Origin of the sequence: Actinocorallia sp. B10E7 (assembly GCF_039871655.1) — a bacterium.
GTDB lineage: Bacteria > Actinomycetota > Actinomycetes > Streptosporangiales > Streptosporangiaceae > Actinocorallia.
On the sequence record NZ_JBDPLZ010000008.1, the window covers coordinates 100,469 to 126,354 of the forward strand.

Annotated in this window: 23 protein-coding genes and 1 pseudogene; 10 read left to right on the forward strand and 14 right to left on the reverse strand. The window is 70.3% G+C overall.

What is annotated here, in order from left to right; genetic code table 11:
• The first annotated feature begins 64 nt into the window (after window positions 1-64).
• Window positions 65-886 carry an SAM-dependent methyltransferase gene (locus ABGB12_RS25880; protein ID WP_347682055.1) on the forward strand — a complete coding sequence of 274 codons (822 nt, stop codon included), beginning with the start codon at window positions 65-67 and terminating at the stop codon, window positions 884-886.
• 69 nt (window positions 887-955) lie between these two features.
• Here the strand turns inward: ABGB12_RS25880 and ABGB12_RS25885 are convergent, their stop codons facing one another.
• On the reverse strand, window positions 956-1,612 hold the full coding sequence (locus ABGB12_RS25885; protein ID WP_347682056.1) for a TetR/AcrR family transcriptional regulator: 657 nt from the start codon (window positions 1,610-1,612) through the stop codon (window positions 956-958).
• A 268-nt stretch (window positions 1,613-1,880) separates the two neighbouring features.
• Here ABGB12_RS25885 and mltG point away from each other — a divergent pair, with 268 nt between their 5' ends.
• Window positions 1,881-3,083 (forward strand): endolytic transglycosylase MltG, encoded by a 1,203-nt coding sequence (gene mltG / locus ABGB12_RS25890; RefSeq protein ID WP_347682057.1) that lies wholly within the window; start codon window positions 1,881-1,883, stop codon window positions 3,081-3,083.
• A gap of 13 nt (window positions 3,084-3,096) precedes the next feature.
• Here the strand turns inward: mltG and ABGB12_RS25895 are convergent, their stop codons facing one another.
• From ABGB12_RS25895 to ABGB12_RS25910, 4 genes are all read right to left on the reverse strand, one after another.
• Complete coding sequence (locus ABGB12_RS25895) at window positions 3,097-5,559, reverse strand: hypothetical protein (protein ID WP_347682058.1); 2,463 nt, start codon at window positions 5,557-5,559, stop codon at window positions 3,097-3,099.
• Window positions 5,560-5,767: 208 nt separating this feature from the next.
• Window positions 5,768-6,622, reverse strand: a complete 855-nt coding sequence (locus ABGB12_RS25900; protein ID WP_347682059.1) for an SDR family NAD(P)-dependent oxidoreductase — start codon at window positions 6,620-6,622, stop codon at window positions 5,768-5,770.
• On the reverse strand, window positions 6,619-7,131 hold the full coding sequence (locus tag ABGB12_RS25905; protein ID WP_347682060.1) for a nuclear transport factor 2 family protein: 513 nt from the start codon (window positions 7,129-7,131) through the stop codon (window positions 6,619-6,621). Before ABGB12_RS25905 ends, ABGB12_RS25900 begins: the two co-directional genes overlap by 4 nt.
• Window positions 7,132-7,207: 76 nt before the next feature.
• Entirely contained in the window at window positions 7,208-8,023 is an 816-nt protein-coding gene (locus ABGB12_RS25910) for an NAD(P)H-binding protein (protein WP_347682061.1), read from the reverse strand.
• A gap of 126 nt (window positions 8,024-8,149) precedes the next feature.
• Between ABGB12_RS25910 and ABGB12_RS25915 the strand changes: the two genes are divergently transcribed.
• Both ABGB12_RS25915 and ABGB12_RS25920 read left to right on the forward strand, forming a co-directional pair.
• Complete coding sequence (locus ABGB12_RS25915; RefSeq protein ID WP_347682062.1) at window positions 8,150-8,950, forward strand: SAM-dependent methyltransferase; 801 nt, start codon at window positions 8,150-8,152, stop codon at window positions 8,948-8,950.
• 65 nt (window positions 8,951-9,015) lie between these two features.
• On the forward strand, window positions 9,016-10,662 hold the full coding sequence (locus ABGB12_RS25920) for an amidohydrolase (RefSeq protein ID WP_347682063.1): 1,647 nt from the start codon (window positions 9,016-9,018) through the stop codon (window positions 10,660-10,662).
• Between the two features lie 4 nt (window positions 10,663-10,666).
• Here ABGB12_RS25920 and ABGB12_RS25925 read toward each other — a convergent pair whose 3' ends face one another.
• Window positions 10,667-11,272: a TetR/AcrR family transcriptional regulator gene (locus ABGB12_RS25925; protein WP_347682064.1), complete on the reverse strand. Its 606-nt coding sequence runs from the start codon at window positions 11,270-11,272 to the stop codon at window positions 10,667-10,669.
• Window positions 11,273-11,449: 177 nt separating this feature from the next.
• Between ABGB12_RS25925 and ABGB12_RS25930 the strand changes: the two genes are divergently transcribed.
• Together ABGB12_RS25930 and ABGB12_RS25935 are read left to right on the forward strand one after the other, a co-directional pair.
• Entirely contained in the window at window positions 11,450-11,938 is a 489-nt protein-coding gene (locus ABGB12_RS25930) for a MarR family transcriptional regulator (protein ID WP_347682065.1), read from the forward strand.
• Between the two features lie 78 nt (window positions 11,939-12,016).
• Window positions 12,017-14,047 carry a serine/threonine-protein kinase gene (locus tag ABGB12_RS25935; protein WP_347682066.1) on the forward strand — a complete coding sequence of 677 codons (2,031 nt, stop codon included), beginning with the start codon at window positions 12,017-12,019 and terminating at the stop codon, window positions 14,045-14,047.
• On the opposite strand, the gene ABGB12_RS25940 is transcribed toward ABGB12_RS25935, so the two are convergent.
• From ABGB12_RS25940 to ABGB12_RS25975, 8 genes and pseudogenes are all read right to left on the reverse strand, one after another.
• A complete protein-coding gene (locus tag ABGB12_RS25940; RefSeq protein WP_347682067.1) occupies window positions 14,048-14,893 on the reverse strand; it encodes an SAM-dependent methyltransferase in 846 nt (281 codons plus the stop codon).
• Between the two features lie 130 nt (window positions 14,894-15,023).
• A complete protein-coding gene (locus ABGB12_RS25945; RefSeq protein WP_347682068.1) occupies window positions 15,024-15,566 on the reverse strand; it encodes a gluconokinase in 543 nt (180 codons plus the stop codon).
• A gap of 10 nt (window positions 15,567-15,576) precedes the next feature.
• Window positions 15,577-16,761: a hypothetical protein gene (locus ABGB12_RS25950; protein ID WP_347682069.1), complete on the reverse strand. Its 1,185-nt coding sequence runs from the start codon at window positions 16,759-16,761 to the stop codon at window positions 15,577-15,579.
• On the reverse strand, window positions 16,751-17,965 hold the full coding sequence (locus ABGB12_RS25955) for a hypothetical protein (protein ID WP_347682070.1): 1,215 nt from the start codon (window positions 17,963-17,965) through the stop codon (window positions 16,751-16,753). The genes ABGB12_RS25950 and ABGB12_RS25955 overlap by 11 nt, the downstream gene beginning before the upstream one ends.
• Entirely contained in the window at window positions 17,962-18,579 is a 618-nt protein-coding gene (locus ABGB12_RS25960; RefSeq protein ID WP_347682071.1) for a hypothetical protein, read from the reverse strand. Before ABGB12_RS25960 ends, ABGB12_RS25955 begins: the two co-directional genes overlap by 4 nt.
• Before the next feature lie 94 nt (window positions 18,580-18,673).
• A complete protein-coding gene (locus ABGB12_RS25965) occupies window positions 18,674-19,939 on the reverse strand; it encodes a hypothetical protein (protein ID WP_347682072.1) in 1,266 nt (421 codons plus the stop codon).
• Between the two features lie 129 nt (window positions 19,940-20,068).
• Complete coding sequence (locus ABGB12_RS25970) at window positions 20,069-20,569, reverse strand: hypothetical protein (protein WP_347682073.1); 501 nt, start codon at window positions 20,567-20,569, stop codon at window positions 20,069-20,071.
• Window positions 20,570-20,816: 247 nt separating this feature from the next.
• Window positions 20,817-21,166: pseudogene (locus ABGB12_RS25975) on the reverse strand (FAD-dependent monooxygenase); the annotation flags it as partial.
• A gap of 352 nt (window positions 21,167-21,518) precedes the next feature.
• Here ABGB12_RS25975 and ABGB12_RS25980 point away from each other — a divergent pair.
• The 4 genes from ABGB12_RS25980 to ABGB12_RS25995 all read left to right on the forward strand — a co-directional run bounded on the left by ABGB12_RS25980 (window position 21,519) and on the right by ABGB12_RS25995 (window position 25,870).
• Window positions 21,519-22,184, forward strand: a complete 666-nt coding sequence (locus ABGB12_RS25980; protein WP_347682074.1) for a hypothetical protein — start codon at window positions 21,519-21,521, stop codon at window positions 22,182-22,184.
• A gap of 170 nt (window positions 22,185-22,354) precedes the next feature.
• Window positions 22,355-23,131, forward strand: coding sequence for an arpA protein (locus ABGB12_RS25985; protein ID WP_347682075.1), 777 nt, complete (start codon window positions 22,355-22,357; stop codon window positions 23,129-23,131).
• A gap of 115 nt (window positions 23,132-23,246) precedes the next feature.
• Window positions 23,247-24,080 carry a class I SAM-dependent methyltransferase gene (locus ABGB12_RS25990; protein ID WP_347682076.1) on the forward strand — a complete coding sequence of 278 codons (834 nt, stop codon included), beginning with the start codon at window positions 23,247-23,249 and terminating at the stop codon, window positions 24,078-24,080.
• Entirely contained in the window at window positions 24,077-25,870 is a 1,794-nt protein-coding gene (locus ABGB12_RS25995; protein ID WP_347682077.1) for a choline/carnitine O-acyltransferase, read from the forward strand. The genes ABGB12_RS25990 and ABGB12_RS25995 overlap by 4 nt, the downstream gene beginning before the upstream one ends.
• Window positions 25,871-25,886 lie beyond the last annotated feature (16 nt).

The following is a 25,886-nucleotide window of genomic DNA, read 5'->3' on the forward strand; positions in this document are numbered from 1 at the left end:
CTAGGGAGCGTCTACACATAAGCTCATTTTTACAACAAAACACTATTCGGGTGGAGGGTGCGCGGTGACGGGAACGACCGAACGGCCGGAGGAATGGGCCTCGCGGGGGATCGACATCACCAAGCCCAGCATCGCGCGGGCCTACGACGTCGTGCTCAGGGGCAAGGACAACTTCGAGGTCGACCGGGCGTTCGTCTCCGAGATCACCAAGGTCATCCCGGAGATCTACGACGTCGCCGCCTACAACCGCCAGGTCCTCGGACGCGGCGTGCGCTTCCTGGCCGAGCAGGGCATCCGCCAGTTCCTCGACCTGGGTTCGGGGCTCCCCACGGTGCAGAACACCCACCAGGTCGCCCAGTCCGTCGCCCCCGACTCCAAAGTCGTCTACGTCGACAACGACCCCATGGTTCTGGTCCACGGGCGGGCGCTGCTCGCCCAGAACGAACGCACCTCCGTGGTCACCGCCGACCTGCGCGACCCCGCGGCCGTGCTGGGCGACCCGGGCGTCACCAGGCTCATCGACTTCACCCGGCCGGTGGCGATCATGATGGTGGGCATCCTGCACCACCTGCACGACGACGAGGACCCCAAGGGCATCGTCGAGGCCTACCTGGACGTGGCCCCCTCCGGCAGCCACCTGTTCGTCACCCACTTCTGCGCCTCCAGCCAGGAGGCCCGCGACGCCGAGAAGCAGTACCTGGCGATGCTGGGCACCGGCAGGTTCCGCACCGTCGAGGAGATCACCGCCTACTTCGACGGGCTGGAACTCCTGGAGCCCGGCGTCGTCCCGCTGCCGCTGTGGCGTCCCGACGGTCCGGTCCCGGTCGAGTCCGACATGTCGATCGGCCAGAGGCTCATGTACGGCGGAATCGCCCGCAAGCCCTAGTCGACGGTGAGGACCACCGGCCCGATGCGTTCAGAGGCGGTGGTCCTCACCGTGGCGGGCTGCCGACTCCTACACGCGTTGCGAGACGGGGCCGGTGCCCGCGCCGAAGACCCCGGCGTTCCAGAGGGAACGGACGTAGGCGACCAGCTGCGGACCCACCGAGCGCAGCCCTTCGCGGTCGTTCTCCGCGGCCAGGGGGGTCGTGAGGGCGACGGTGGCCGCGACCAGCATGTGGCAGGCCAGCAGGCCCTGCTCGTCGGTGACGCCCAGGACCTCGGCGTGGAGGGCGACCATGGCCTCGTGGATCCCGCTCCGGTGGGAGACCGCCCCCGGCCCCGCGGCATAGACCTCGACCATGCACAGGCGGGCGTAGGCCCACTCCGCCTCGATCATGTCGAAGTAGGCGCCGAGAGCCCGCTCGTAGCGCTCCACCGGGTCGCCGCCCGTGCCGGACGTCCCGATCGCGTCCGTGATCCAGCCCAGGAGCAGTTCGTTCGCGCGGTCCAGGGACGCCGTGAAGCAGTCGAGCTTGGAATCGAACAGCCGGTAGAAGCTCAGGCGCGACACCCTCGCGCGCTTGAGGACGTCCTCGACGGAGGTGCCCGCGTACCCCTCCTCGGCCATCGCCTCGGCCATCGCCCGGCACAGCCGCTCACGCTGCAGCCTCGCCACCTCTTCCAGAGGCAGCGCGTTCCGCCCTCGGGGCAACCGGCGTGGCGTCGACATTCATTCATTTTAGAGCAGCCGGTCACACTCGCGGACACCCCGCGTCCACTGCCGCCGACCACAATATGCAACCGATCCATCACGAAAGCGGATAGATACGAAAGGGTGCGCTGCCCGTATACTCCCCGCCCGAATAGAGCTTTTTACAGTAAAAGCTGCCGTTGGGGTCATACCCCTGCCCGAGCTGCGAAGAAGCCGGGCGCCGGTGGTCGGCGGACCGAAGAGAACGCCTGCCGGGGGCCGCCCGGAAGGCCGATCGAGGGAAACGATGTCGGATTTCTGGGGAGAGAGCGGCAACGGCGGCGGCTTCTGGGGGAACGAGGGAAGCGGCCGCGGGCGCGGAGGCAGCAGATCCACCACGGTCGATCTGCCGGTGCGGGCGGAGCCCCCCGCCCGACGCCCCGGCAGGGGACGGCGGCCCAGGAGGGCGCGGCGGCTCAGCGGGGCGGTGACCGTGATGGCGCTGCTCATCCTCGTGGCCTCGCTCGGCGGAGGCGGATATTTCGGCTACACCGAGCTGATGACCCGGCTGGGAGCGCCGGACTATTCCGGTCGGGGGTCCGGGAACGTGACCATCGAGGTGGTGAAGGACGACTACACCGCCGATGTGGGGCAGACGCTGGTCGAGGCGGATGTCGTCAAATCCGTCAAGGCGTTCGTCCAGGCCGCGGGAAACAGGCTCGAGGGGCTCCAGCCCGGGTTCTACGGCATGAGGCGGCAGATGTCCGCCGCGGCCGCGGTGGCGCTGCTGCTCGATCCGAAATCCAGGACCGGGGTCGTCGACGTGCCCCCCGGGAAATGGGCTTCGGAGATCTACGCCCGGTTGTCGAAGGCGACGGGGATCCCGGTCGCGAAGTTCAAGAAGGTCGACCCCCGTTCGCTGGGGCTTCCGGCCGCGGCCGAAGGCCGGGTCGAGGGATACCTGTACCCCGGACGGTACGACCTTCCCCCGGACGCGACCGCGGCGCAGCTGCTCAAGATGATGGTCTCCCGGTTCAAGCAGGAGGTCGGGAACGTCGACTTCGGCCGGGGCGAGGACGTCGGGCTCACCCCTTCCGAGGTCGTCACCGTGGCCAGCCTCATCGAGGCCGAGGCGGGACGGCCCGAGGACTACCGGAAGATCTCACGGGTCATCCAGAACCGCCTCGAGGACGGCATGAGGATCCAGTTCGACACCGCGCTGCTGTACGCGTGGCAGAAGCGGACGCTCGACGTGCGGGAACGGCACCAGGGCATCAAGTCGCCCTACAACCTCTACCTCCACGACGGGCTGCCGCCCGGGCCCATCGGCAGCCCGAGCGTCGCCGCCATCGAGGCGGCCCTGAACCCGGCCAAGGGCAAGTGGCTGTACTTCGTGGCGACGGACCCCGACAAGCGCCTCACCGAGTACGCGGTGAGCTACAAGGACTTCCTCAAGCTCAAGGCGAAGTTCGAGAAATGGCTGGAGGACAACCCCCAGCCGAGGGGCTGACGGGGCCGCGGACTCACCCGAACCAGGTGCGGGACCTGCTCGACCTCGCCAGCGACATCACCCATTCGGCGAGCTCCACCAGTTCCCCGCGGGTCCGGTCGGACAGGTAGAGGACCTCGTCGTCCAGCGGGTCCATCATGACGTTCTGCAGGAGCTGGTACTGGTACTCGATCTCCAGGAGGGTCTGGCGGGCGGTGTGCTCGCGGATCTCCTCCACCAGCGCCGGATGCCGGGTCCGCACGATCGCCCTGCCGAGTGCCAGCGCGAACTCCTCGGCGTCCGGGCGGGTCCAGCCGAGCAGCGCGAACGCGTGCCGGATGCCGTTCAGCAGGCGGACGGCCCGGTCGCCGTCGAGCCGCCAGCCGGACAGGGTGAGGTGGTCCACCACCTCCTCCAGCGGGGTGCGGCGGTCGATCGCCTCGGCGCAGAGCCTGGCCACGAGTTCGGGTTCGGCTTCCGGCCTCAGGCCGGTCAGCGTGAGCGCGACCTCCTCGGCCGCCAGGTACGGCAGGCGGGCGAGGGCCCGCCTGCGCCAGGACGCGTACCGCCCGTCCTCGCTCAGGGCCGGTTCCGCGGACCGGCCGGCGAGGAGCACGCGCGCCAGGTCCGGCACGTCCTCGTGGACGGAGGCGAGCCCCGTCACCGCGGCCACACGGCGCGGGTCCGACTGCCAGGGCCATGCGCGCAGGTGGGCGGCCAGCCGCGCGGCGACGGGATCCGCCATGCCGGGGAGGCCGCAGACCAGCTCGAACGCCTCCTGGTATCTCGGCCAGTCGCCGGCCGCCGCGTCCTCCAGGTGGCGGGGCGGGTGGCCCAGCCACATCAGGAGCCCGTCGAGCATGCCCTGGTCGCCCGTGTGGACGGGGTCGAGCCCGGCGAGCTCGGCCGCCCAGAAAGCCCGGTCCGGCAAGGCCCCGCGTGACAGGAGCACGGCGAACGCGGGCAGCACGCCCTCCAGCCGTCCTCCGGCCGCCGCCGTGCGCAGCAGCGTCGTCAGGCAGCCCGGTCCGCGGGCGACGATCCTGGAGAGGGTGCTGGTGTCCACGGACGCCCCGTCCTCGCGCAGCACGCGGAAGAAGGGCAGCAGGATCTCCGGGGGGACGAACCGTTTCAGCCGCTCGTACCAGCCGTCCGTGTCGGCCTCGGGGTCGGACGCGAGCTGGTGGAACAGCTCGTACAGCACCGGCCCGTTGTCCGCCAGCGCGCTGAACGTCAGCGTGTACTCGGCTTTGCTGCGGGTGCGCACCAGACGCGCCACCGCGGCCTCGCCGCCCGGGGCGCCCTCCAGGCTCTTCTCGGGGTCGGGGCAGGTGACGAGCCGCGCCAGGAACGCGTCCGCGAACCCGAGCCGTTCGGCCGTCCAGAGGTAGCGCACCGTCTCGAGTTCGGGTTCCAGCTGCCACAGCTTCGTCCGCGCGGCTTTGGCGAGCGCCTCGAAGTCTCCCCCGGCCTCCGTCCAGAGCGGCTCGATCACCATGAGGTCGTCGACGCGGCCCCGGATGATCAGCTCGTTGAACAGGTACCGGCGGTCGTCGTCCGAGGGCAGTTCCCGGAACCTGCCGGACGAGAAGAGCCGGTGCAGCAGGTCGTAGGAGAGCCGCCCCTCCCGCGCCGCACGCGACACCGCATCCGGCATGTCCATCTCGTCCAGGATCTGGAAGGTCTCGACCGCGTCCGTCCCGGCGAGCGGCTCCGTCCGGCCGGCGAGGTACTCCACGATCGCGGACAGCGGCCGTTTCTCCATCAGCTCCGACAGCCGCCGCAGATACCCGCTCGCGGCCACGGCCTCGACGGGCGGGGACGGCAGCCGCCAGTCCAGTTCCGCCGAGCCGGGACGGCGGCGCCGGGCGAAGGCCAGGGCGACGTGCCCGCTGTCGCCGTCGTCCCAGGTGCTCGCGACGAGGCTCATGCGACGGCCGTAGGGCAGCAGCGCCGCCACCGCGTCGAAGAACGCCAGCCTCTCGTCGAGGGAGAGCTCCTCGGCGCGGGTGACGGTGACCGGGCCGTCCAGGAGGGAGGACGCGGCGGCCGCGACCCTGCCGAACCCGAACCGCTCCACCGAGGCGGCCTGCTCTTCCGCCGAGGTTCCGGACAGCTCGATCCGCAGGGCCCCGCCGTCCCGGGGAGGCTCCATCGCGTGGAGCGCCGCATACAGCGGCCGATAAGTGATGCCGCCATCAGAAAGGACCGCGTACGGAACGGAGAAGTGCCGACTGAGCGGAATGGGACGCCCCACGGCGTCGATATCACGCGACCACTCGTGGAATGTCAGGCCGAGATGGCCGTCGCGGACCCCGCCGAGCACGACCCGGAGCGACGAATCCGGGCTCTTCCCGTCGGCCCCGCGCACGTCCGGGGAGAACCGCGAGAAGACCTCCGCGAGGTCGCCCGCACCGGGCACCGGGCCACCCGAGGCGAGCACCGTGTACTCGTCGTGGCTGGCGCGCAGCGCCCAACCGACCTCCGCCCGGACCACCTCAGCTCCTCGGCTCCGCCCCCGGAACCACCCCCTGGTGAATTCTCACCCTAGTCCCTGGAATCTCGTTGATCCACTCCCTTCTGACCATCGCCGAAAAAGCGGTGACCGGCGAGTTTCGGGCGCTCTCACCGCCTGGGAAAGAGGACCCGAAACTCGCTTCCGACCGGAGACCGCAATTGTCCGCCGCCGAATTCGCGCTTTAAGATCACGCGGTCGGCAGGGCGGGGAAGACCGGACCGCCGCCGAACATGTCCCGGGGAGAGACGGGGACTCCGCCCTCGGGTTCGGGGATTCCGTACTCGCGGGCGGCCTCCGCGCTGATGACGACCTGGCCGGTGCGCTCGTGAACGGACGGGTCGGCGGCCAGCGCGGCGATGACGCGCCCCTGGAGTTCGGGGGTCTCGGTGTCCTTGATGGAGACGCCGAAGACCGTCTCGCGTCCGCTGGCCAGGAGCCGCTCGGTGCGGATCAGGCCGGGCCACAACGACAGGACGGTGACGCCGTGGGGCCTGAGTTCCAGGGCCGTGTCGTGGGTCATCTTGTCCAGGCCCGCCTTGGAGATGCCGTACAGGGTGGAGTGCAGGTAGGCGCGGGTGCCGACCGAGGAGATGTTGACGATCATGCCGCTGCCGCGTTCGACCATGCCGGGAGCGGCGGCGCGGGTGGCGACGTAGTGGGCCCGCAGGCCGATGCCCACCAGGAGGTCCCAGTCGGAGAGGGGCCGCTCCCAGAAGGGCTCGGGGCGGGAGTAGTCCATGGCGGGGCCGGCCCAGGCGTTGTTCACCAGCAGGTCCAGCCCGCCGTGCTCCTCCCCCACCCGCTGGATCAGGGCTTCCACCTGGGCGTCGTCGCCGTGGTCGCAGACGATCGCCCGGGCCCGGCCGCCCGCCTCCTCCACCCGTCTCGCCGTGCGGGCGAGCCTGGCCTCGTCGCGGGCGGAGACCACCACCGTCCAGCCCGCCTCGCCCAGGCCGACGGCGATGCCCTCGCCCACTCCTCGGCTGCCGCCGGTGACCAGCGCGACCCGTCCGCCGCCGCTCGCGGCCCGTGCCGGGCTCACGCGAAGGCTCCCCGGATCGAGAAGCCCTCGGGCAGCGGCCGGGTGAGCTGCCACAGCACCTTCACGTGGGACGAGCGGATCAGCCACCGCCCGTCCTCGACCTCGTAGCGGTCGTCGTATTCGATCGCGCTCACCTTCTCGGTGCGCTCGACCCGGTCGACCTGGCGGAACCTCAGCGTCCACGCGCCCTTCGCGCGTCCGTCCCCGAGGAGTTCGATCACCGGGTGCACGGCGTGGTGCATGTCGAGCACGACGTACCGTCCGTCGTGCTTCGCCAGCGCCACCTTCCGGTAGAGGTCGGTGAGCAGGTCGGCCCCCTCGAAGGCCCCGGCGGGCCCGTAGTCGATGGAAGCCCCCTCCGCGACGAAGCAGTCGCGGAGGGTCTCGGCGTCCTTGAGGTCGCAGGCGCGCAGGTACCGGTGCTTCAGCGCCTTGATGGCCTCGACCGCCTCCAGCGCGGCGACGCGTTCTTCCAGGGTTCGGACGGACGGGGCGGGGGCTGCTCGCATGGGCTCCTCCAGCGGTGGACTCGCTCGACCGTCCAGTAGAACCCGTACGGGCACCGCCCGCACACCGCCCTCCCGGTCATCGGGAGGAGAACACGGCGGCGTGCTCCTCTACCCACTGCGCGAAGGTGCGGGCGGGGCGGCCGGTGACCTGTTCGACGGTGGGGACGACGGTGCGGCCCGCGGGCGGGGGGTCGGCGTGCCAGCCGATCACGAAGTCGACGACCTGCTCGGCGTGGCCCGCGGCCCGCATCCGTTCCTTGGCCTGTTCCTTGGTGAGTTCGACGTAGCGCAGGTCACGGCCCAGCACCCGGCCGAGGACGCGGACGCGGTCGACGGTGGTGAGCACCTCGGGGCCGCTGATCGGGTAGACGGCGCCGTCGTGCCCGTCCTCCGTGAGGGCCACCGCCGCCACCGCGGCGATGTCGGCCTCGTGGACGACGGCGGCGGGCTCCTCCGGGAAGGGTTCGCGAACGAGTCCCTCCTCCCGGACCAAAGCCGCCCAACCCAGAGTGTTGGACATGAACTCGGTGGGTTCCAGGCGGGTCCACGCGAAGTTCCCCTCCTCCAGCGCCGCCTCCGCCGGTCCGCTCTGCCCGTTCCACAGCACGGTCACCCTCCGGACTCCCTCCTTCGCCGCCCGCTCCAGGATCTCGGGCGCGGCGGCCAGGGGGCCGTTGTCGTCGCCGCCCAGCAGGTGCAGTCCGGTGACGCCGGAGAGGGCGTCCCCCCAGGTCTCCGGCCGGGTGAGGTCCCCGACGACGCGCTCCACGCCGGGCGGCAGCTCCGCCTCGGGGTTCCTGGTCAGGGCGCGGACGTTCCGGCCCGACCCGAGGAGTTCCGCCATGAGGTGACGGCCGACGTTTCCGGTGGCTCCGGTGATCAAAAAGGTCATGAGCCCGACGCTAAAACTTGAAGTCCACTTGAAGTCAACGCCTTTGAGCGGATGGCGTCCCGACCGGGCGTGAGATACCCGTAAATTTCCTACCACGTCAGGGCTTGGGGAGTTTATGCTCGCCGCGTGACAGAGGAAACCGCGCCCCGGGGCATCGACCCCTCCCTCCCCTCTCCGGCCCGGATCTACGACGCGATGCTCGGCGGCAAGGACAACTACGCGGCCGATCGGCAGGTCGTCGAACTGCTGCGCGAGATGTACCCGTACGCGGAGGCGACCGCGCGGGAGAACCGGGCCTGGCTGGGACGGGTCGTCCGCCACCTGGTGGAGGAGGCCGGCGTCCGCCAGTTCCTCGACATCGGAGCGGGGCTTCCCACCCAGGAGAACGTGCACCAGGTGGCGCAGGCCGTCGACCCGGGCTGCCGGGTGATGTACGTGGACAACGACCCCATCGTCATGACGCACGGCCGCGCCCTGCTCGCCGGGGCGAAGAACGTCACCGTCGCCGAAGGCGACCTGGCGGACGTCGGGACCATTCTGGAACGGGCCCGCGAGGCGCTGGACTTCACCCGGCCCGTGGCCGTTCTGCTCAGCGCCGTCCTGCACTTCTTCACCGACGATCAGGACCCCTACCGGCTCGTCGCACAAATCCGCGAAGCGCTCCCCTCGGGCGGTTACCTCGCCGTCTCCCACGGCACCTCCGACATCGAACGCGACAATTCCGAGGCCCTCGCTGACGCCTATTCCCAGCGGGCGAGCAGCACCCTGTTCCTTCGGGACCGCGCGCAGGTCACGGCGTTCTTCGAAGGCTTCGACCTGATCGATCCCGGTGTCGTCTACGCGGGCCACTGGCGTCCGCTGCCGGGCGTCGAGCCCCGCCCGGTCGAGCAGGCCCCCGTCTACGCGGGCCTGGGCCGCCGCCCCTGACACCGCGCCGGTCGCCGGGCGGTGCCGGCATCGGATGTCCGGGGCATCGGTGGGAGAGTGTCCCCATGACGCACTCGCCCGCCGATCTGCTGTTCACCGGTGGCCCCGTCCTGACCATGGACTCCGCGCGCACGCGGGCCACCTGCCTCGCCGTGCGCGACGGCCGGATCGCCGCCGTGGGGCACGACGAGGTCAAGGAGCTGATCGGGCCGCGCACCGAGGTCGTGGACCTGCGGGGGCGGCCGCTGCTCCCCGGTTTCCAGGACGCCCACATCCACGCCGTGGCGGGCGGGGTGGAGCTGGGCCAGTGCGACCTGACCGGGACCACCGACCGGCGGGAGTACCTGCGGCGCGTCCGCGCCTACGCCGACGCCCACCCCGAGCGGGAGTGGATCATCGGCAGCGGCTGGTCCATGGAGAGCTTCGACGGCGGGGTGCCCACCCGGGACCTGCTCGACGCGGTGGTCCCCGACCGGCCCGTCTACCTCGTCAACCGCGACCACCACGGCGCCTGGGTCAACAGCCGGGCCCTGGAACTGGCCGGGATCACCGCCGACACCCCGGACCCGGCCCACGGCCGGATCGAGCGGGACGCCGGAGGCTCCCCCGGCGGCATGCTTCAGGAGGGCGCCATCGCCCTGGTCACCGGGCACATCCCGGAGCCGACCGGGCAGGAGTACCTCGCCGGGCTGCTGCGGGCCCAGGAACTCCTGCACAGCCTGGGCGTCACCGCCTGGCAGGACGCCATGCTGGCCGGCACCGACGGCTACCCCGACCACTCCGGCGCCTACCTGGCCGCCGCCCGCGACGGCCTGCTCACCGCGACCGTCGTCGGCGCGCTGTGGTGGACCCGGGGGCAGGGGACCGAGCAGATCCCCGCGCTCCTGGAGCGGCGCGATCGGCTCACCCACGGCAGGCTGCGCTGCGACACCGTCAAGATCATGCAGGACGGCATCGCGGAGAACTTCACCGCCGCGATGACCAGCCCCTACCTGGACGCCTGCGGCTGCGCCACCGCCAACAGCGGCATCAGCTTCATCGAACCGGAGGCGCTCAAGGAGCACGTCGTCTCACTCGACGCGCTCGGCTTCCAAGTCCATTTCCACGCCTTGGGCGACCGGGCCGTCCGCGAGGCGCTGGACGCCGTCCAGGCCGCCCGCGAGGCCAACGGGTGGCGTGACACCCGTCCGCACCTGGCCCATCTCCAGGTCGTCCACCCCGACGACGTCCCCCGGTTCCGCGAGCTCGGCGCCACCGCCAACATCCAGCCGCTGTGGGCCGCCCACGAACCGCAGATGGACGAGCTGACCATCCCGTTCCTCGGCCCGGAACGCGCCGCCTGGCAGTACCCGTTCGGCGGCCTGCTCCGGGCGGGGGCCACCCTGGCCGCGGGCAGCGACTGGCCCGTCAGCAGTCCCGACCCCCTCCAAGGCGTCCACGTCGCGGTCAACCGGGTCGTCCACGGCCACGAGGAGAAGCCCTTCCTGCCCGAGCAGGCCCTGGATCTCACCGCCGCTCTGGCCGCCTACACGGCGGGCAGCGCTTACGTGAACCGTCTCGACGACACCGGCAGCCTGCGCCCCGGCCACCGCGCCGATCTCGTCGTCCTGGACCGTGACCCCTTCGACGGCCCCGCCGAGGCCATAGCCGAGACCCGGGTGGCCCTGACCTACGTCGACGGGAGGCGGGTCCACGCCGCTCCCGACGCCTGAGGCGTCAGGCGGCCCGTCCGTCCGGCGGGGTCAGCAGGCGGTCGACGACGGTGTGCAGGGTGGCTCGGAAATACTTCACCGCCGTCGGGTCGTCGACGCGCGCCATGCCTTTCTCCGGAGCCAGGAGCCCGGTGCCGAGGAACCCGTTGATGCACCACAGCGTGACGCCCAGGAACGCGTAGGGGCCCAGGTCCGGGGGCACCACGTCGCGGATCCGTTGGGCGGCCAGCTGCATCAGGGGCCGCATGTAGCGGTCCTCCACGTCGGGGATCTCGGCGGCGTCGGCCGCCCAGCGGTGCGTCCACAGCGCGAGGAGCTGGGGGCTCTCCACGTAGAAGTCGAGATAGGCCTCGGGGATCCGGTGTGCCGCCTCCCGGGCCGGCATCGGGCTGTCGACGATCTCCTGCACCTTGACGTACTTGGCGTCGAAGATCCGCTTCATCACCAGCATGTAGAGGTCGCGTTTGCCTCCGGTCAGCTCGACGACCCTGGAGGTGGGGACGCCGAGGGCGTCGGCGATGGTGTCGAGGGAGGTCAGGTCATAACCGAGTCCCGCGAACAGTCTGGTGGCGACCTGGGCTACCTGTTCCGCCGTAAGCTCCTGCTCCATAGTCTCCCCAGCCTATGAAGCGAGTCACTAATACCGACATATAGCACTTAAACAGAGCTTCAAGACATTGCAAGATATGGCCCAGTACGGACGGCGGGAACCCGCCGAGCGAACCATCCGGACATATAGGTGAATAGCGGATTATCTTGCTCGGGACGAGCCCTTAGGCTGGTGGGCATGACTGCGATGGTTCCCTCACGTACCGCTCCCGACCTGTCCTACCTGCTGGACCACACCAGCCACGTGCTCAGGACGCGGATGGCCGCGGCGCTCTCCGAGCTCGGGCTGACCGCCCGCATGCACTGCGTGCTCGTGCACGCGCTGGAGGAGGAGCGCACGCAGATCCAGCTCGCCGAGCTCGGCGACATGGACAAGACCACCATGGTGGTGACCGTCGACGCCCTGGAGAAGGCCGGGCTCGCCGAGCGGCGCCCGTCCGGCACCGACCGCAGGGCGCGGATCATCGCGGTGACCGAGGAGGGCGCCGAGATAGCCCACCGCAGCCAGGAGATCGTCGACGGCGTGCACCGGGCCGCCCTCGACTCCCTCCCCGACGAGGAGCGGGAGATCCTGCTCCGCGCCCTGAACCGGCTGGCCGAAGGCCACCTGGCCGCTCCGGCCGACGGCCCGGCCCTCAGCCGGCGCGCCCGGGAGCGCCAGAAGTAGGCCCCTCCGGCCTGTTCCGGCCCCCGAGGCCGGGAGAACCGCCCGGGAAAGGGGTGCCGGTATCGCTAGATTGCCGATATGGGCGATCTTCCCGAGTATCTGGAGTTGCGGGAGCTGGGCACGGGATCCCAGGGACGGGTCGTGCTCGCACGGCACAATCCGTCCGGGCTGGTCGTCGCCGTCAAGTACCTGCACGGCGCGGACGCCTCGGCCGTCGAGCGGTTCCGGGACGAGGCGGTGCTGCTCCAGCGCGTCGGCGGCCCTCATGTCGCGGCACTGCACGAGTTCCGCGAGTTCCCCGGCGGCGCCGCGATCATCATGGAGGCGGTGGACGGCACCTCGCTGCGCGCCCTGCTGGACGCGCACGGTGCCCTGACGCCCGAAGCGGCGCTGACCGTCCTCAAGGGCTCGCTCCTCGGGCTCGAATCCGCGCACCGGCTCGGCATCGTGCACCGCGACTACAAGCCCGCCAACGTCATCGTGACGAGTGAGGGACAGAGCAAACTCATCGACTTCGGCGTGGCGGTCTTCGCCGGCAGCCGTGGCGGCTCGGGGACACCCGCATACATGGCGCCCGAGCAGTGGACGCGGAATGTCAGCACTCCCGCGACGGACGTGTACGCCGCCACGTGCGTCTTCTTCGAGTGCGTCACAGGGCGCCGCCCCTTCCGCGAAGGCCTGCTCGCGGACCTGCACCGATGGGCTCCGATCCCCGTGGAGGAGGTCCCCGAGCCGCTGCGGGGACTGGTCGCGCGCGGCATGGCCAAGGAGGCGTCCGAGCGGCCCCCGTCCGCGCAGAGTTTCGTCGCCGAGTTGGAGGCGGCCGCCGCCACCGCGTACGGACCGGACTGGGAGTCCCACGGACGTGCCGTGCTCGGCGGCATGGCGGCCGGAATGCTCGGCGGCGCGGCACTGTCCGCGATGGCGGGGACCACTACGGCGACCACCGCCGCCACCACGGCGGGGACGGGACTGGGCTCCACCGTGCTCGGCGGCGCCTCCCTGACCGTCGTCGGTGCCGTCCTCGGCGTCGCCGTCACGGCGGGCGTGGGGGTCTTCACGGTGCAGAAACTCACCGGAGACAAGCCGTCTCCACCGCCCGTGGTCACGGGCTCCGCTCCACCGAAGCCGTCTCTCGCCTACATGACGAACAGCGCCGTCATGGTCAACGGCCCGGACGGACGGTCCAGGAGGATCACGTCACTGTCCGGCCGGGCGCCCGGATACTCGCTGGCCTGGTCGTCGAACGGAGAATGGCTCGGCTGGACGACGGCCCCCGCGGGCACCCCCCACCGCGAGGACAGGCTCCATCTGGCGTCCGTCGGCGGAGGCGAGGTCCGCTCCTGGACCTGCCCGGACGAGTACTGCGGCAAGATCGATTTCCGGGGCGACCAGCTCGTCCTCGTCCCCCTCGACTCCGACGCCCGGCCTCGGCTGCTCCTCTACCCGCATGACGGCGGGGATCCGGCCGGGCTTCCCGTCACCGGCCTGCCCAAGGACCCCTACCTGGACAATTACGGAATCCCCAACCTGGAGGCCGCCACGGAGGACACCGTGATCCTCTCCCACGGCGTGGGCACCAGCGCTTACGGAGGACCGGTCGCGTACTACCGCGTCTCGGAGACGGGCCAGGCCACGAAGCTCTTCGACGACGGCGGCAACGTCGCGCCGCGCGGAACCCGGGTCACCCCGGACGGGAAGACCCTCGTCTATACGGGCGCCCGACGAGGCGGCTACTGCGAGCATTATGAGAACGTCGTCTTCGCCACCCTGGCCACCGGCCGGGTGGAGACCCCCCAGATGCCCTCCGGCTACGTCACCGTCAGCGGCGTCTGGCACGACGCCTCGGGTGTCGTGCGCGCTTCCTTCCTGCCGAAGGAGAGGACGTGCCCGGACGTCGACCCGGCCGTCCCGGACCGTCCCGCCGTGTTCGAGTTGCGGGCGGGCGCCTGGGTGCCCGACGGCCGATCCGTCCTCGACTCCGGGTTCTCCGAGGACGGTTCCGAGGCCACGCTCACCGGGCGCATCCCGCCCGGCACCCTCACCGTCTCCCGGGACGGGAAGACGACCACGGTGAAGGACGTCTCGCTCTTCGCCTGGTCCTCGTGATCAGGAGAGGCGGCCGACCCCCGCGTAGAAGTGCACGCGCTCCAGCAGCGAGGGGGCGACGATGCTGTCGGGGCGCCACAGGGGCAGGTGGACGAGCCCCGGCTCCACGAGCTCGAAACCGTCGAAGTACTCCAGGATCTCGGCGTGGGTGCGCGGCACCAGGGGCGCGGTGGCCTTGTTGTAGATCGCGCGCAGCGCGACGCCGACCTCGGGTTCGGTGAAGTCGAGGGTGCAGTGCGAGATGACGAGGTGGCTCCCCCGGGGAAGGGCGTCGCGCAGCGTGCGGACGATCTTTCCGGGGTCCTCCTCGTCCTTGATGAAGTGCAGGATGGCGACGAGGTTGACGGCCACCGGCTCGCCGAAGTCGATGAGCGCCTTCACCTGCGGGTGAGCCAGGATCTCCCGGGGTTCGCGCAGGTCGGCCTGGATGACGGTGGTGGTGCCCTGGCTGTGCGCCTCCATCAGCGCCCGCGCGTGGATGAGGACCATCGGGTCGTTGTCGATGTAGACGACGCGGATGGAGGGGTCGATTTCCTGCGCGACCTGGTGGGTGTTGCCCGCGGTGGGAATGCCGGTGCCGATGTCGATGATCTGCTTGATGCCGCTTTGCGCGAGAAACCGCACTGCGCGTCCGAGAAAGGCGCGGTTCGCCTGTGCCGTGACCTTCATATCGGGCGCGGCGGCGATCGCGGCGTCGGCGGCCGCCCTGTCCGCAGCGAAATTATCCTTTCCGCCCAGGTAGTAGTCGTACATCCTGGCCGGGTGCGCGACCGTGGTGTCGAGGCTCATCGGTGCCCGATCGCTGCTGATGGACGTGAAGTCCCACTCAGATCCGGACTCGCTCACGGAAGCCTCCCCGATGGTCGCCGAAACCCAGAAGGAGATCATATGCCGTGCGGCTCCGTGACGCTTACACAAACAGAGTCGATTGCCGCGAACGAAGTCAACGGGACAAGTCGCATAAGTCCAGCGGCCGTCAAGTTCCCGAAAAAGAACGTTCCAATAATCCGCCCAGCAGCGCCACCGCGTTCTCCACGGTCTCCTCCGGCGGCGACCCGGCATCGACGACGCCACCCTGTTCATCCGGACGCAGCGGTTCCAACGCCTCGAACTGGGACTCCACCAGCGAGACCGGCATGAAATGCCCCGTACGCCTCGCGACTCGCGCCGCGGTCGTCTCCCTGTCGACGTCCAGGTGCAGGAACCGCACCCCGGGCCCTGCCTGGCGCAGCACGTCCCGGTAGCGGTACTTCAGCGCGGAGCAGGACACCACACCGCCCCGGCCGCTCCGGAGACGCTCCGCGATCCACCCGGCGATGGCGCTCAGCCACGGACAGCGGTCCTCGTCGTCCAACGGCAGCCCCGAGGCCATCTTCGCGACGTTGCCCGCCGGATGGAACTCGTCGCCTTCCGCGTACTCGACGCCCAGACGCTCCGCCAACATCCGTCCGACGGTCGTCTTGCCGCTTCCCGAGACACCCATCACCACGACCACGGGTCGTGTCCGCTCCACGTCCATCCACCCATTCTCAGGTGCGGCGGAGGTCGCCGCGGAGGACCCTGTGGACGAGGTCGTCGCCGAACTGGCCGTAGCCGGTACGGGCCCAGAGGGTGGGGACGGCGTAGTACGGGACGGTCCTGCCATCCACCTGGTCGGGCAGGGACTCGGGGGCGCGGTGGTCGCGGACGGCCTTGGCGCAGGCGCGGCAGGCCTGGACGCGCAGGCTGTCGCGGCTGCCGAGCTCGCGCCAGACGACGGCGCCCGCGGCGTCGCCGTGGAGGGGGTTGAAGAAGCAGAGCGGGCTGTGCGGCGCCTCCCGTCCGCCCGAGGCCAGGGCCCGCGCGGAGTCCAGGGCGTCGCGTCCCCGGTCGACCAGGACGAGGGCTCCGGCCAGGTCGGGCACCCCGGTGGCGGAGTCGAGGGTCTTGGCCGCCGCCTGGTAGGCGTCCAGGGCGAGGGTCATCAGGTCGTGGACCCGGGAGGCGTCCGAGTCCAGGTCACTTCCCTCCAGGAGTTCACCGAAGGCGATGACCTCGCGTTCGGCCCGGTCGCGCAGCTCGGCCCGGTCCGCCTTGCCCGCCGCGGTCAGGATCTCGCGCGAAAGGAGCAGGGGCCGCTGCTCCCTGAGGACGCGGGCCGAGCGGCGCCAGCGCCACACCGCCAGGCCGGTGACCGCCGCCACGCCCAGGACTCCCGCGACGACGGGCGTGGGGATGAGCTCGGCCGAGTCCGAGAGCTCGATCGAGGGTTCGGACCTCGGATGCTCGATGGCCTTCTCGTAGGCGGCCCGCCCGCCGCCCGCGGCGACCAGTTCGACCGCTTCGATCAGGTGGTCCGCCAGGGGCGCCTCGTCGAACTCGGACAGGAAGAACGGGACCTGGACGGCGTACTCGGAGTCCCGCCGCTCCTCTTCGGTACCGCCCCATTGGCGGGCTTCGAGCTGAGGGCTGTAGGAGCCGAGGCTGATGTAGACGCCGTCGCGGCCGAGCCGGTCGTGGACCACGGTGAGCAGTTCCTCGGGGTCCTCCCAGGTGCCGCCTTTGACCAGTGGCACCAGCACCACGAAGACCGGCATGGGCGCCGCCTCGATGCGGGCCAGCAGGACCCTGCGCTTGGCCGCGGGCAGGGCCGCCTCCAGCGACGGGTCCGCGTAAACCGGCGAACGGCGCAGCGCTTCGGCGATCTCCGTTCCGGGAGAGGGCTCAACCGACACCGAAGGACTCCAGAACTCTCTCGGCCAGGTCCTGGCCTGCGAAACCGCGCTTCCAGCGGCCTTCCGTCCCATGATGGGCGTGATAGGGATGCCCGTCGGGCATCTTGAGCGTCCTTCGGCGGCGTGCGTCCGGGGCCGCGTCCGCGCACGCCCGACACACCTTGCCGTTGGGCATGCCGCTGACCGCGCGCTTCGCGACACCCGGACCGTGCAGCGGGTTCACCCGGCACGGGACGAGCGGACGGGTCAGCCCCTTCTCCAGGACCTCACGGCCCTGCCTTGCCAGCACGATGACCCCGACGAGATCCATCGCCGCGGCGGCGTCGTGGGTGCCCGGTTCGCGGCCGACCTCGTCGGACAGGAGCAGGGCCGCGTCATAGGAGCGCAGGGCCGCCAGCCTGCCCGGCGCCCCGTCGGGGGGAGGCAGCAGCGCGGCGAGCAACGCCAGCTCCTCGTCGGCCTGGGCGCGCAGGTTCTTGGTCCGGACCCGGACGGAAGCGGACGGAGGCCGTTTCCAGAACCCGTAGGCCACCCCCGCCAGCAGGAGCACCACGAACAGCGCCGCGGCGGCGAGCGGGCCGACGAGAAGCAGACCCGCGAAGAAAGGACCCCAGATCGCCGGCTCGCGCGCTGGTTCGTCTTCCGCGCCGAACGGATCGGCCGTGGAGTAGAGACGGGGTGTGTCGGGCTCTCCGGACGGCGCTTCGACCACCTCGATGAACGTCTTTTCGATCCTCGAAGGAAGGTCCGCGAAGGGTGCCTTCCAATCGGCGGGACGGGTCAGTTCCCGGGGGATGGTGCTGTATCCGAGGTCGCGCGGGACCTGGAACGGTACGACCTCCATGTCCCCATAGTGGTCGACCATCAGGTAGAGGCCGTCCTTGCCGAGCTGCTTGTGCAGCCCGTGCAGGAACACGTCGTTGTGGCCTTCCGACTCGGATTCCGACGTGTTGGGGAGCAGGACCACGAACACCGGCGTGCCGAGGCGCTTGCCCGTGTCCTTGATCGCCGTCTTGATCCGCTTGCGTCCCTCGCCGTCGAGCGCGCCCAGGAGCTCCTCGTCGACGAACAAGGGGTTCTCTTCCAACGCGGTGGCCACCCGGTCCAGGCGGGCGAGCGCGTGCGGCGGATCGTCCGCGGAAGCGGGTCCTCCCGGCAGCAGCAGCGCCAGTACGGCCACAAGCCAGAACGCCGCCGCCCTCACTTGCGCTTCCCCTTCCGCAGGACGTTGAAGACCAGCAGCGCGATCAGCGGCAGACCGCTCAGCGCCGCGCCGATGCCGAGCGCCGTCATCTCCGTCCTGTCGCGTTCCTCGCTACGGCTTCGGTACTCCGATTCCGGGGCCTCCCGCCGTGCCTCGATCCGGGCGTTGACGTCGGGCGCCCGCAGGATCTCCACGAACCGCTCCACGTGCCGCGTCACGCCCGCGTCATAGGGAAGTTCCGACTGCGCCGTGGACCAGGCCCGTTCCACGGGCCGCGCCCCCCCGTACTGCCGTGCCGTCCCGTTCCCTCGCGAGTTGGTCACCAGGTAGATGCCGTCCTTGCGCATCCGGTCGTGCAGCAGGGAGATGAGCTCGCCGGGCTGCTCCCGACCCGCGCGGGTGGACACCTCTGACGTCTCCACCACCACGAAGAACGGCTCTCCCAGCGCTTCCAGAGTCTTCTCGATCCGTTCGGCGGCGCCCTCCGGGATCGCCCTCGGCTCGTGGTCCGTCACCTGGACGGGGTCCTTCTCCAGCCGCTGCGCCAGCAGGTCCGCCCGGCTCGGCCCGGGCTCCGCCCAGGCCGGAACAGAACAGAACAGCCCAAAGATCAACAAAGACAGTAGAAAACCCACCAAGCGCCGCACGAGAGGCGAGTCTAACCAGGCGGCTCAGACCAGGCCGATCTCCTCGCGGAGCGAGGCGAACTCACAGGTAGTTGCCGATCGGCGGATCATCGTCCGGCGCGGACGCCCGGGACCGGCCGCGCTGACGCCGCAGCGCCTGCGCGACCGTGGACCGCGAGACGTCCCGTCCGAGCATGGACGGGACCCGCGCCGCGACGTCGTCGAGCTCGGTCACCCCCTGGCCGACGAGCGCGGCCACCGCTCCCGCCACGGTCCTCACCGGTGGCGGAGCCGTCCCGTTGGCCTGTCCCGCGGTCTGCCTCTCCCCCTGCACCACCCGGGACAGGTCGGGTGCGAGCGGCCGGGGCAGCCGGTTGGCCGGCGAGCGGCGCGGCTTCGCGACCATCGGCCGCTGCTCCGCGGACTCCCCGGCCTCCTCGGAAGTCCTCTTCTCGTGGACCGGCTCCGGAGCCGGAGCCGGATCGGGCCGGGGCGCGGGTGCGGGCACGGCCCATGGCGGAGGAGGCTGCAGGTCCAGCAGGCTCTCGGTGTTGTAGAGCACCGAGAGCCGCCCGACGAGGATCTCCTCCGGAGTCTGCGGCCTGCTCGGGTCCGTGCCCAGCCCCGTCAGCTCGGTCGCCCGGTCCATGGCCTTGTCCAGCCGCCGCAGCGCCCTGGCGTAGGCCCGCCGGTTCCCGCCGTCCCGCGCCACCCGCGCCTTCTTGGCGGCCAGCGCCAGCTGCATCAGCCGGTGCTGCGCGCCCACCTCGGAGGCGGTCCGGTCCGTCGGGTCGGCCAGCCCGAGCTTGATGAGGATCCGCTCCGGGGTCAGCGTCCAGTTCAGCCCGCTCCGCCCGGTGCGCCGGCGCCGTTCGAGCTGCATCTCCCGTTCCCACGCCCAGGCCGCCGCGAGCGGCACCGACAGCCGGAACAGGGTCTCCCCGAGCCCGTGGGCGTGGGTGGCGGCCAGCAGCGCGGACAGGACGGTGAACGCCCACATCGCGATCCCGTCGATGCCCGCGTTGTACTTCTCCCGCATCGACGACTTGGCCCGCAGCGCCGACCCCAGCACCATGATCTCCAGGAAGGCGAAGAACACCACCCGCAGGACGGGCGGCACCTCCACCGAGTCCCTGAAGAACACGTACATGCCCTGGGCGGACAGCCCGGTGGCGATCGCCGCGCCCAGCAGCGTCACCACCCGCTGCCCCTCGACCTTCCCCCGCCGCACCGCCAGGCCGATCCGGGCCGCCCCCCAGCCCACCAGCAGCACGACCACCAGCACGCACACCGCGATGACCGCGGCCTCCCCCGGATGCCGTTCGAACGCCTCCAGCAACTCACCCACAGCCGCCTCGCCCTTCCATCGGTCACGAGTCCGGACAGACCATGGGTCACCGTAGCGACAACCACCACCCAAGTGGACAGAACCCCACATAATCGACGGCCCATCGAGACGGCCTCCGACCGCGTCCGTTCATTCCAGACGCCAGCGCCGGTGCGGGGAACGTCCGTGATACGACGGCGGGTCCTCCTCGTCGGTCAGGACGAACACGTCGTTGGGCCCGGCCCGGTCCGCCTTCAGGTGGTAGACGCCGAGCATCTCCCCGGGCCTGTCCTCGACGAAGATCGCCTCCTGCTCGGCCCGCCACCGCGCGGCCCGTCCGGAGCCGACCCCCACCACGTCGACGTTCTTCTCGAACACGCGGCCCTCTCCCAGGAGGTCGGCCCTGACCTGGCCGCTCACCGTCTCCCCCAGCGCCCACCGCCCCCGGAAGTCCTCGTACCGACTGACCAGCAGACCGACGGGTTCTCCTCGCGGCCCTGGGCCGGTGTCCAGGTACCACAACGCCGAAGCGTCAGCCGTCACCGCGCCCAGCGCGATCCGAGGATGCTCCCCATCGGTGAGCAGGACCGCGCACTCCCCGCTTTCGACATCGATGATGTGGAAGTCCCCGTCCGGGAATCCGTTGCCCATGCCCGTCCCCCCTCGTTCACGTCGCCCTCTCCGCCGTTCATTCCCGCCGTACGGCAGGGACGTTCCACGGACGGTGCTTCTTCGGGGCGGCGATTCCGGAGAGACGGCTGTTCGACGCGGGCTCGCCCTACGCCTTCCCCTTCCGCTGGTTCACGATGAGGCCGGTCAGCCCGATGATCGCAACGGGGGCGAACACCAAGGACAGGACGGGGATCTCTCCGAAGACGCCGATGAGGTTGCCGACCACGCCGACGAGGTAGCGCGCACGCAGCCGTCCCCCGTCGGCCAGCTCGACGGTCACACCCTCGTCCTGTTCGAGACCGGCCACCGCGCAACCGCGCCGGACCTGCGCGCCCAGTTCGATCTCGTGTTCTTCGAGCAGGTGAACGATGACCGGCTGCGGAATGCCCAGCAGATAGGCGTGCGCGGAATCCAGGCCCTCGGGCGCGGGCTCGGTTTCTTCTCCAGAACGAGTACCCGCACATCGTGCAGCCGCAGTTCGGCGGCCAGCATCGCACCGGCCGACCCGCACCCGGCAATGATCACGTCGAACGTGAAGGGCGCGCGATCGGCATCGGTGACCTGCGAAGAATGCATAGGTGTTGCCTTTCGGAGTGCCTTGTCAGCAAGGCGCTCCCGGCGACACCTATGTCAATCGCCCGACCGTGACGGCAGGGGGAGCACCCACATCGATACAGCGTTCATGGGTCTCACCTCCTCGGGCGGTGTCACGGTCGACTGCAAGCTACAAACCCGAACATCACCCCGTCCAACCCTTTTCCAGCCACTTGAGCACGGCTCCGAACGGGCCCCGACGATTGCAGGGCAAAACCGGCGCGAGCAGGCTCCTTGCGCAGGGGCTTCGTCATCGGCATCAGTGGGTCGAAACCCCTGTAGAGGAATATCCGGAGCCGTTGACAGCCTGATCTTCGGATGATGCCGTGGAGGGATGAGTGAGAATCTCTTCGCCGACGAGCTCATCAGGCAGGCGTGTGACGATGTCTCCGCGCGGTCGGGCGGGAATCGATTCGTCGAGCTGCTGGAAGCCGGGGAACTGCCGAGAGAACGGCTGGCCTGGCTGGCCGGGGAGGAATTCCGGATCGTCAGGAGCGACCAGCGGAGTTTCGCACTGCTCGCGTCGCGTTTTCCCGACGGTTCGGCGGGAGGCCTGTTCCTGGGGCTCGCGCAGGGAGAGGCGCGGGCGTCGGCCCTTCTGCTGGAGTTCGCCGCCGCGCTCGGCTGGGACGGCAAGAAGCTCAGGGGCTATGCGCCGCTGCCGTTCGCGCAGGTCTATCCGGCCTATCTCGCCTGGTGCGCGCTCTACGGGACGCGCAGCGCGGTGGCGGTCGCGATGGCCGCGAACCTCGACGAGTGGGGCGGCTACTGCGGGCGGATCGCCGACGCGTTGACCTCCCGGTACCGCCTTTCAGAGGAGGCGGTCGGCTTCTTCCGCTTCTTCGCGACGCCCCCTCCGGGTTTCATGGAGCAGGCCGAGGCCGCCGTCGAGGAGGGCCTGGAGGCGGGTGAGGATCCGGTCGAGGCGTTGCGGGCCGCGCAGGCGCTGCACGTGTACGAGACGGCCTTCTGGGACGCTCTCGTCACCGGCCTGGACTGACCGCGAAAACCGTTCAGGGAAGCCCTCACAAGGTATTTTCCGCATTTTTCCCCCTCGCGGGGATAGAAGTCCCGCAAGAGGGCAGGGTTAGATCGTTCACCATGTTTGATCAAGTGGTCGACACGGGACGATATCCCCTCACCGAGGCGGGCAGTGCCGCATGGAAAGGCGTGATCTCCCAGGTCAGAGCCGAATTGGCCGAGACCGGATGTTGTGTCCTCAAGGACTTCGTCCGGCCGCAACTGGAAGAGACGCTCCGCCGTGAGGGCGCCGAGGCGGCCCCCCGCGCGCACTACGACGTCGAGACCGTCAACGTCTACAACATCGCGGTGGACGAGGACCTCCCCGCCGACCATCCGGGACGGGTCGAGTTCCAGCGGGGGAACGCCTTCGTCGCACGCGACCTCATCCCCGAGGACGCGGTCGTTCACCGGCTCTACACCAGCCCGGTGTTCCAGCGTTTCGTCGCCGACTGCTTCGGCCTGGAACGGGTCCACGAGCTCGCCGACCCCCTTTCGGGCCTCTGCCTGAACGTCGTCCGCCCGGGCATGGAACACCCCTGGCACTTCGACACCAACGAGTTCACCGTCAGCGTGCTGACGCAGTCCCCCGACTCGGGCGGCGTCTTCGAGTACTGCCCCGGCATCAGGTCCGAGGAGTCGGAGAACTTCGACGACGTCCGCGACGTGCTCGACGGCCGGGGCGAGCGCCTCGTCCGCCGGATCACCCTCAGGCCCAGGGACCTTCAGCTGTTCAAGGGCAGGTTCTCCCTGCACCGCGTGAGCCCCGTGGAGGGCGGGACCGCACGGCATTCGGCGATCTTCGCCTACAGCGAGCGCCCCGGGGTCATCGGCAGCGTCTCCCGCACGAAGCAGCTGTTCGGCCGGGTGCTCCCCGTCCACCTGGAGGCCGGACGAGCCGTCCGCGGCGACCTCCTGCTCGACTGAAGATCTCCCGCCCGTCCGCCTGGGGGACGACCCCAGACCCCCGAGAGCAGTCAGCCGATCCTCGCTCCGCCGCGGTCGTCCGACTGCCCGCACCACCAAGGAGGAATGCGAGACCTTGCGCGTCGACAGCACCGGAAAAGTCTCACTGGATCACATCTACACCGAACCTGATCCCCGCGCTTATTTCACCACCCTGCGCGGGCTCGAATACCAGGTCCCGCAGGCGGCCAAGCCCCACTTCGAGGCGCTCATCGACGAGTACCGCCGCACCACCGGAGTCGCCGTCCCCCAGGTTCTGGACATCGGCTGCTCGTACGGCATCAACGCCGCGCTCGTGAAATACGACGCCACCATGGACGATCTGTACGAGCGTTACTGCGACGCTCCCCCGACCCGTGAGGCCGTCCTCGCCCGCGACCGGGAGTTCGTCGCCTCCCGCACCTCCCGCGACGTGCGTTTCACCGGCCTCGACGTCTCCGGGCCCGCCCTCGAGTACGCCTTGGCCGCCGGTTTCCTGGACGACGCCGTCCACGCCGACTTCGAATCGGCCGACCCCACCGACGAGCAGCGCGCGAAGCTCGCGGACATCGACCTGGTCGTCTCCACCGGCTGCCTCGGCTACGTCGGTGAGAAGAGCATCTCCCGGCTCATCGAGGCCTTCGACGGGAGACGTCCCTGGATGGCGCACTTCGTCCTGCGCATGTTCCCGTTCGACCCGATCGAGGAGACCCTCGCCGAAGCCGGCTACGAGACCGTCCCGGCCGAGGGATTCTTCCGCCAGCGCAGGTTCGCCACCGAGGAGGAGCGCACACTCGTCCTGGACCGGCTGGCGGAGATCGGCCTGAGCCCGCGTGGCAGAGAGGCCGACGGCTGGTTCTATGCGCGACTCTTTGTCTCCCGTCCCCGCGAGGAAGCTCGCCCCGCCCCCACCCGGATAGAGGAAAAGTGACCAGCAGCAACGAGACGCCCGCCCGCACCTTCGCCTTGGAGGACGGGCTGCCGCGAGTGCCCCTGCCGACGCTCGACCACACGTGTGAGCGGTTCATCGAGTGGTGCTCGCCGCTTCTGACCGAAGAGCAGCTGGCCGAGACCAAGGCCGCCGTGGAGGAGTTCCTGCGCCCCGGCGGCGCCGGCCGCAGACTGCACGCCGCGCTGGAGGAGTACGACGCGCAGGAGGGCGTGCACAGCTGGCTCGACTTGTTCTGGCCGTCCCGCTACCTGGGCCGCCGCGACAGGATCGCGCTGAACGCCAACTTCTTCTTCCTCTTCGAGGAGTCCCCGCTGGGCCAGGTCGACCGCGCGGCGCAGCTCGTCACGGCGGCCGTCGACTACAAGCTGCGCCTGGACGGCGAGCGCGTCCCGCCGGTCCTGCGGCGCGGACAGGCCCTGTCGATGGAGCAGAACAAGTTCCTGTTCGCCACCACCCGTATCCCCGGCGCCGAGCAGGACACCGTCCGCGCCCCCTACTCGGAGGCGGAGCCGGGCCCGTCGAAGTCCAGGCACATCGTGGTGTTCCACCGGGGCAACATGTTCCGGATGGAGGTCCTGGACGCCGAGGGCCGCCCCTACTCGCGCGCGGACCTCGTCGCGGGCGTCCAGGCCGTCCTGAAGGCCGGGGAGGTGCGGGCGGAGCGGGACACGTCCGTCGGGCACCTCACGACGATGGCCCGCGCCGCCTGGGCGGATGCCCGCGACCGGCTGCTGGCCTGCGACCCGGCGAACCCGGCCTCGCTCGAAGAGGTGGAGTCGGCCCTCTTCTGCCTGTGCCTGGAGGACTTCGCGCCCTCCACCACGCTGGAGGCCTGCGACCAGCTGCTGCACGGCGACAGCGGCAACCGCTGGTTCGACAAGGCCGTCTCCTTCATCGTCTTCGAGGACGGTCAGGCGGGCATCAACGTCGAGCACTGCGGCCTGGACGGCACCACGATCCTGTCGTTCGTGGAGGACGTCCTGGCCACGCAGGCCGAGACGCCGTCGCTGGGCGCCCCGCCCGTCCGGCCGGTGGAGTTCACGCTGGACGACACGCTGCGCGCCGACGTGCGGGAGGCCGCCGACGCGTTCGCCCAGTACGCCGCCGACACCGCGACGACCACCCTGTCGTTCCCGGACTTCGGCACGTCCCGCGCCAAGCAGCTGAAGATCTCCCCGGACGCGTTCGTCCAGATGGCCTACCAGCTCGCCCACAAGCGTTCCAAGGGCATCACCGGCGCGACGTACGAGTCGATCGCGACCCGGCACTTCAACCGCGGACGCACCGAGGCGATGCGCGTCGTCACCCCGGAGATCCTGCGTTTCGTCTCCGTCATGGACGACGCGTCGGCCGACAGGGCGTCCCGCCGCGAGGCGTTCCGCGCCGCCGCCGACAAGCACGTCGAACGCGCCAAGCAGTGCCAGGCCGGTGACGCCCCCGAGCAGCACCTGTGGGAGCTGCAGTGGATCCAGCGCCGCCGCGGCGCGGAACTCGGCGTCACCGAGCATCTGTCGCTGTACGACACCCCCGGCTGGACGGTCACCCGCGACGACTACCTGAGCACCAGCTCGGCGCCGTCCGTCAACATCCAGTACTTCGGTTTCGGTTCCACCAGCGACAAGTGCATCGGCATCGCCTATGTCCTGCTCCCCGACCGTTTCAACCTCTACCTCAGCACCCCGCAGCCCGTCGCCGCCGCGATGTTCGACTTCGCCGACCATCTGAAGACCGCCGTCCAGGAACTCGAAGAGCTTCTGGCCGACGGGTGACCGCGTCCCCGGGCGG

Bases quoted from the DNA above. Each gene is read 5' to 3' on its own strand.
- ABGB12_RS25945 (WP_347682068.1), bottom strand. From the start codon at position 15,566: ATGGACGTGGAGCGGACACGACCCGTGGTCGTGGTGATGGGTGTCTCG.
- ABGB12_RS25935 (WP_347682066.1), top strand. From the start codon at position 12,017: ATGGGCGATCTTCCCGAGTATCTGGAGTTGCGGGAGCTGGGCACGGGA.
- ABGB12_RS25920 (WP_347682063.1), top strand. From the start codon at position 9,016: ATGACGCACTCGCCCGCCGATCTGCTGTTCACCGGTGGCCCCGTCCTG.
- mltG (WP_347682057.1), top strand. From the start codon at position 1,881: ATGTCGGATTTCTGGGGAGAGAGCGGCAACGGCGGCGGCTTCTGGGGG.
- ABGB12_RS25930 (WP_347682065.1), top strand. From the start codon at position 11,450: ATGACTGCGATGGTTCCCTCACGTACCGCTCCCGACCTGTCCTACCTG.
- ABGB12_RS25970 (WP_347682073.1), bottom strand. From the start codon at position 20,569: ATGGGCAACGGATTCCCGGACGGGGACTTCCACATCATCGATGTCGAA.
- ABGB12_RS25980 (WP_347682074.1), top strand. From the start codon at position 21,519: ATGAGTGAGAATCTCTTCGCCGACGAGCTCATCAGGCAGGCGTGTGAC.
- ABGB12_RS25925 (WP_347682064.1), bottom strand. From the start codon at position 11,272: ATGGAGCAGGAGCTTACGGCGGAACAGGTAGCCCAGGTCGCCACCAGA.
- ABGB12_RS25905 (WP_347682060.1), bottom strand. From the start codon at position 7,131: ATGCGAGCAGCCCCCGCCCCGTCCGTCCGAACCCTGGAAGAACGCGTC.
- ABGB12_RS25910 (WP_347682061.1), bottom strand. From the start codon at position 8,023: ATGACCTTTTTGATCACCGGAGCCACCGGAAACGTCGGCCGTCACCTC.
- ABGB12_RS25885 (WP_347682056.1), bottom strand. From the start codon at position 1,612: ATGTCGACGCCACGCCGGTTGCCCCGAGGGCGGAACGCGCTGCCTCTG.